The 5,916-nt window shown below is 47.7% G+C and carries 2 protein-coding genes and 8 pseudogenes; 5 read left to right on the top strand and 5 right to left on the bottom strand.

Annotated elements, in window-relative coordinates:
- Nucleotides 1–60 precede the first annotated feature (60 nt).
- The 5 genes and pseudogenes from FYJ34_RS12535 to FYJ34_RS12515 all read left to right on the top strand — a co-directional run.
- Nucleotides 61–207: pseudogene (locus FYJ34_RS12535) on the top strand (transporter substrate-binding domain-containing protein); the annotation flags it as partial.
- Between the two features lie 72 nt (nt 208–279).
- Nucleotides 280–927 (top strand): annotated as a pseudogene (locus FYJ34_RS15460) (amino acid ABC transporter permease).
- Nucleotides 928–938: 11 nt separating this feature from the next.
- Nucleotides 939–1,627, top strand: a pseudogene (locus tag FYJ34_RS12525) (amino acid ABC transporter ATP-binding protein).
- A gap of 247 nt (nt 1,628–1,874) precedes the next feature.
- Nucleotides 1,875–2,580, top strand: a pseudogene (gene purC / locus FYJ34_RS15455) (phosphoribosylaminoimidazolesuccinocarboxamide synthase).
- Nucleotides 2,581–2,591: 11 nt separating this feature from the next.
- Nucleotides 2,592–2,966, top strand: a complete 375-nt coding sequence (locus FYJ34_RS12515) for a lyase family protein (RefSeq protein WP_330582761.1) — start codon at nt 2,592–2,594, stop codon at nt 2,964–2,966.
- On the opposite strand, the pseudogene FYJ34_RS12510 reads toward FYJ34_RS12515, so the two are convergent.
- The 5 genes and pseudogenes from FYJ34_RS12510 to FYJ34_RS12490 all read right to left on the bottom strand — a co-directional run.
- Nucleotides 2,917–3,316: pseudogene (locus tag FYJ34_RS12510) on the bottom strand (adenylosuccinate lyase); the annotation flags it as partial. The gene FYJ34_RS12515 and the pseudogene FYJ34_RS12510 overlap by 50 nt on opposite strands.
- Nucleotides 3,317–3,327: 11 nt before the next feature.
- Nucleotides 3,328–4,034 (bottom strand): annotated as a pseudogene (gene purC, locus FYJ34_RS12505) (phosphoribosylaminoimidazolesuccinocarboxamide synthase).
- Between the two features lie 249 nt (nt 4,035–4,283).
- A pseudogene (locus tag FYJ34_RS15450) lies at nt 4,284–4,971 on the bottom strand (amino acid ABC transporter ATP-binding protein).
- An 11-nt stretch (nt 4,972–4,982) separates the two neighbouring features.
- Nucleotides 4,983–5,632 (bottom strand): annotated as a pseudogene (locus FYJ34_RS15445) (amino acid ABC transporter permease).
- A 72-nt stretch (nt 5,633–5,704) separates the two neighbouring features.
- Nucleotides 5,705–5,916: transporter substrate-binding domain-containing protein (locus tag FYJ34_RS12490; protein ID WP_154478999.1), on the bottom strand; the 212-nt coding region annotated here is incomplete at its 5' end.

Here is a 5,916-nt window from a genome sequence, read left to right as displayed (position 1 = left end):
CGGCTTACCAGATTGAAAAAAGAGAAGCAGAGTTGAAATTCTGGATTACGAGATCGCTTCGAGGAGTACGGAGTGGGATTTGCAAAAGGAAATGAAGCCCTGCGTGACCAGATCCAGAAGGCGCTGGAAGAGCTGGCAGATGAAGGGACACTGGCACAGATCTCCGAAAAGTGGTTCCAGAAAGATATTACAACGATCAATCAATAAGCTTAGGGGAAGCGAAACAGGTGAGCTGTCCGAAAGATGGCTCGCCTTTCGTTTCGTAGGAAGGAGTAAGTTATGTCCGTTTCAGTCATGATTCATAAATTGATGGAGGGCATGCTGGTGTCGCTGGCAATCTTTGCCGTTACACTGGTGTTTTCTTTGCCGCTGGGACTTTTGGTGTCCTTTGGAAGGATGTCCAGAAATCCGGTGGTCCGGGGTGTATTTAAAATTATATTTCCATTATGCGGGAACGCCTCTGATGCTCCAGCTGATGGTCATTTATTTTGGACCCTACTATCTGCTGGGGATCCAAAACAGCTACACCTGGAAAAACATGGCGGTGGCAGTGGGCTTTGTGCTGAACTATGCAGCATATTTTGCGGAGATCTACCGGGGCGGGATCGAATCGATGCCAAAGGGACAGTATGAGGCGGCAAAGATCCTGGGCTATAACAGCAGCCAGACATTTCTTCGGATCATTCTTCCCCAGGTAATGAAAGGATCCTTCCTTCCATCACAAACGAAACGATCACGCTGGTCAAGGACACCTCTTTGGCCTTTACCATCGGCATCATGGAGATGTTCACCATTGCCAAGGCACTGGCAGCGTCCCAGACCACCATGCTTCCGTATCTGTTTGCAGGGATCTTCTATTATGTGTTTAATTTTGTAGTAGCATTCCTGATGGAAACCATCGAAAAGAAAATGAACTATTACAGTTAGGGGGGAATCAGATGAACTTATTGGAAATGCGTCATATCAGAAAAAGCTTTGACGGTGTGGAAGTGTTGAAAGATATCTCCCTGACGGTGAAGGAGGGAGAGGTATTGGGGATCATCGGACCTCCGGCTCCGGGAAATCCACGCTGCTTCGCTGCGCGACAAAGCTGGAGACTTACGACGCCGGAGAAGTGACATACGGAGGAAGCGTGGGCCTGGTCTTCCAGAATTTTAATCTTTTTCCACATTTTTCAGTGCTGAAGAATATCATGGATGCACCTATACGGGTACAGAAGAGGAACCGGGCGGAGGTAAAACAGGAGGCGGAGGAGCTTCTGGAAAAAATGGGTCTGAAAGACAAGGCGAACGCCTATCCTTGCCAGCTGTCAGGCGGACAGCAGCAGAGGGTATCTATCGCGCGGGCTTTGGCTATGAAGCCGGACATCCTGTTTTTTGACGAGCCGACTTCTGCTTTGGATCCGGAGCTGACAGGCGAGATCCTGAAGGTGATCCGGCAGCTGGCGCAGGAGAAGATGACCATGGTGATCGTGACGCATGAGATGGATTTTGCAAAACATGTTTCGGATCACATTATTTTCATGGAAGAAGGATATATTGCCCTGGAAGGAAGCCCGGAGGAGGTTTTTGAGTCTTCTAATGCCAGGATTCAGGAGTTTTTAGGGAGGTTTTCCAAGAACCGGTAGAGGACAGGAAATTTTTCTCGGAGAAGCAGGATCAGAAGGCGTGTCGCAAAAGCGGCTGCCGATTCAAATACATGGGACAAAACTAATAAGTGATGAAAATAAATTAGGTATACTAATAAATAATCACAATAGAAATAATAATCAAATACAAGACACAGGCAGGGGGAAATATTGCTTTTCCCCTGCCTTGTATTATACTGAGAAGGCACACAAAGGGCAATGAATTCAGAAAAGGATGGGTGTTATTATGCAAAAATTAGAGCAATTGTACGAGGGAAAAGCAAAGAAAGTGTTTCGGACGGACGATCCGGATGTGGTGATCGTAGACTATAAGGATGACGCTACTGCTTTTAACGGAGAGAAAAAAGGAACAATTGTGGGGAAGGGTGTAATCAACAACCGTATGACCAATTATATTTTCAGAAATTAGAGGAAGAGGGCGTGCCGACACACTATGTGCAGGAGCTGAGCGACCGGGAGACGGCAGTAAAGAAAGTGGAGATCGTACCTCTGGAGGTGATCGTGCGTAATGTGGCGGCAGGAAGCTTTTCCAAAAGGCTCGGGATCGAAGAGGGAACGGCCCTTCTTGCCCGACGCTGGAGTTCAGCTACAAGGACGACGATCTGGGCGATCCTCTGATCAACGATTATATGGCGATCGCCATCGGAGCTTCCACCAGGGAAGAAATTGAAAAGATCACAGAATATACCTTTAAGGTCAACGATGTCCTGAAAGCGTTTTTCAAAGAAGCAGGGATCGAACTGATTGACTTTAAGATTGAGTTTGGGCGCTACCACGGAGAAGTGATCCTGGCAGATGAGATCTCTCCGGATACCTGCCGCCTGTGGGACAGCAAGACCAGAGAAAAGCTGGATAAAGACAGATTCCGCAGGGATATGGGAAATGTGGAGGACGCTTATCAGGAAGTATTCAGAAGGATCGGAATTCAGTAAGGAGCAGAAGAATGAGTCAGGACAGATACAAAAGCCCTCTTTCCGAGAGGTACTCCAGCAAGGAGATGCAATATATATTTTCGCCTCATAAGAAATTTACCACCTGGAGAAAATTATGGGTGGCCCTGGCGGAGACAGAAATGGAACTGGGACTTCCCATTACACAAGAGCAGATCGACGAACTGAAGGCAAATGTAGAAAACATCAACTATGACGTGGCCCGGGAAAGAGAAAAGCTGGTGCGCCACGATGTGATGTCCCACGTATATGCCTACGGGGAACAGTGCCCGAAAGCCAGAGGGATCATCCATCTGGGAGCCAAATCCTGCACCTGTCGATACAATTCAGAACCTGTATTCGGATGCAGTCCAATGCTTCTGCAATGATCAGAGAATATCCGTGATTGTCTCCGACATAGGCAGGAGTTGGCTCCCAGATGGATGATCCCTCTGGCTTTCGGGCACTGTTCCCCGTAGGCATATACGTGGGACATCACATCGTGGCGCACCAGCTTTTCTCTTTCCCGGGCCACGTCATAGTTGATGTTTTCTACATTTGCCTTCAGTTCGTCGATCTGCTCTTGTGTAATGGGAAGTCCCAGTTCCATTTCTGTCTCCGCCAGGGCCACCCATAATTTTCTCCAGGTGGTAAATTTCTTATGAGGCGAAAATATATATTGCATCTCCTTGCTGGAGTACCTCTCGGAAAGAGGGCTTTTGTATCTGTCCTGACTCATTCTTCTGCTCCTTACTGAATTCCGATCCTTCTGAATACTTCCTGATAAGCGTCCTCCACATTTCCCATATCCCTGCGGAATCTGTCTTTATCCAGCTTTTCTCTGGTCTTGCTGTCCACAGGCGGCAGGTATCCGGAGAGATCTCATCTGCCAGGATCACTTCTCCGTGGTAGCGCCCAAACTCAATCTTAAAGTCAATCAGTTCGATCCCTGCTTCTTTGAAAAACGCTTTCAGGACATCGTTGACCTTAAAGGTATATTCTGTGATCTTTTCAATTTCTTCCCTGGTGGAAGCTCCGATGGCGATCGCCATATAATCGTTGATCAGAGGATCGCCCAGATCGTCGTCCTTGTAGCTGAACTCCAGCGTCGGGGCAAGAAGGGCCGTTCCCTCTTCGATCCCGAGCCTTTTGGAAAAGCTTCCTGCCGCCACATTACGCACGATCACCTCCAGAGGTACGATCTCCACTTTCTTTACTGCCGTCTCCCGGTCGCTCAGCTCCTGCACATAGTGTGTCGGCACGCCCTCTTCCTCTAATTTCTGAAAAATATAATTGGTCATACGGTTGTTGATTACACCCTTCCCCACAATTGTTCCTTTTTTCTCTCCGTTAAAAGCAGTAGCGTCATCCTTATAGTCTACGATCACCACATCCGGATCGTCCGTCCGAAACACTTTCTTTGCTTTTCCCTCGTACAATTGCTCTAATTTTTGCATAATAACACCCATCCTTTTCTGAATTCATTGCCCTTTGTGTGCCTTCTCAGTATAATACAAGGCAGGGGGAAAAGCAATATTTCCCCCTGCCTGTGTCTTGTATTTGATTATTATTTCTATTGTGATTATTTATTAGTATACCTAATTTATTTTCATCACTTATTAGTTTTGTCCCATGTATTTGAATCGGCAGCCGCTTTTGCGACACGCCTTTCTGATCCTGCTTCTCCGAGAAAAATTTCCTGTCCTCTACCGGTTCTTGGAAAACCTCCCTAAAAACTCCTGAATCCTGGCATTAGAAGACTCAAAAACCTCCTCCGGGCTTCCTTCCAGGGCAATATATCCTTCTTCCATGAAAATAATGTGATCCGAAACATGTTTTGCAAAATCCATCTCATGCGTCACGATCACCATGGTCATCTTCTCCTGCGCCAGCTGCCGGATCACCTTCAGGATCTCGCCTGTCAGCTCCGGATCCAAAGCAGAAGTCGGCTCGTCAAAAAACAGGATGTCCGGCTTCATAGCCAAAGCCCGCGCGATAGATACCCTCTGCTGCTGTCCGCCTGACAGCTGGCAAGGATAGGCGTTCGCCTTGTCTTTCAGACCCATTTTTCCAGAAGCTCCTCCGCCTCCTGTTTTACCTCCGCCCGGTTCCTCTTCTGTACCCGTATAGGTGCATCCATGATATTCTTCAGCACTGAAAAATGTGGAAAAAGATTAAAATTCTGGAAGACCAGGCCCACGCTTCCTCCGTATGTCACTTCTCCGGCGTCGTAAGTCTCCAGCTTTGTCGCGCAGCGAAGCAGCGTGGATTTCCCGGAGCCGGAGGTCCGATGATCCCCAATACCTCTCCCTCCTTCACCGTCAGGGAGATATCTTTCAACACTTCCACACCGTCAAAGCTTTTTCTGATATGACGCATTTCCAATAAGTTCATCTGATTCCCCCCTAACTGTAATAGTTCATTTTCTTTTCGATGGTTTCCATCAGGAATGCTACTACAAAATTAAACACATAATAGAAGATCCCTGCAAACAGATACGGAAGCATGGTGGTCTGGGACGCTGCCAGTGCCTTGGCAATGGTGAACATCTCCATGATGCCGATGGTAAAGGCCAAAGAGGTGTCCTTGACCAGCGTGATCGTTTCGTTTGTGATGGAAGGAAGGATCCTTTTCATTACCTGGGGAAGAATGATCCGAAGAAATGTCTGGCTGCTGTTATAGCCCAGGATCTTTGCCGCCTCATACTGTCCCTTTGGCATCGATTCGATCCCGCCCCGGTAGATCTCCGCAAATATGCTGCATAGTTCAGCACAAAGCCCACTGCCACCGCCATGTTTTTCCAGGTGTAGCTGTTTTGGATCCCCAGCAGATAGTAGGGTCCAAAATAAATGACCATCAGCTGGAGCATCAGAGGCGTTCCCCGCATAATGGAAATATAAATTTTAAATACACCCCGGACCACCGGATTTCTGGACATCCTTCCAAAGGACACCAAAAGTCCCAGCGGCAAAGAAAACACCAGTGTAACGGCAAAGATTGCCAGCGACACCAGCATGCCCTCCATCAATTTATGAATCATGACTGAAACGGACATAACTTACTCCTTCCTACGAAACGAAAGGCGAGCCATCTTTCGGACAGCTCACCTGTTTCGCTTCCCCTAAGCTTATTGATTGATCGTTGTAATATCTTTCTGGAACCACTTTTCGGAGATCTGTGCCAGTGTCCCTTCATCTGCCAGCTCTTCCAGCGCCTTCTGGATCTGGTCACGCAGGGCTTCATTTCCTTTTGCAAATCCCACTCCGTACTCCTCGGAAGCGATCTCGTAATCCAGAATTTCAAACTCTGCTTCTCTTTTTTCAATCTGGTAAGGCGCCA

It is taken from the genome of Suipraeoptans intestinalis, from assembly GCF_009696485.1.
Taxonomy (GTDB): Bacteria; Bacillota; Clostridia; order Lachnospirales; family Lachnospiraceae; genus Suipraeoptans; species Suipraeoptans intestinalis.
The sequence above is the reverse complement of the archived record's forward strand: the minus strand, read 5'-3'. Positions and strand labels throughout refer to the sequence as shown.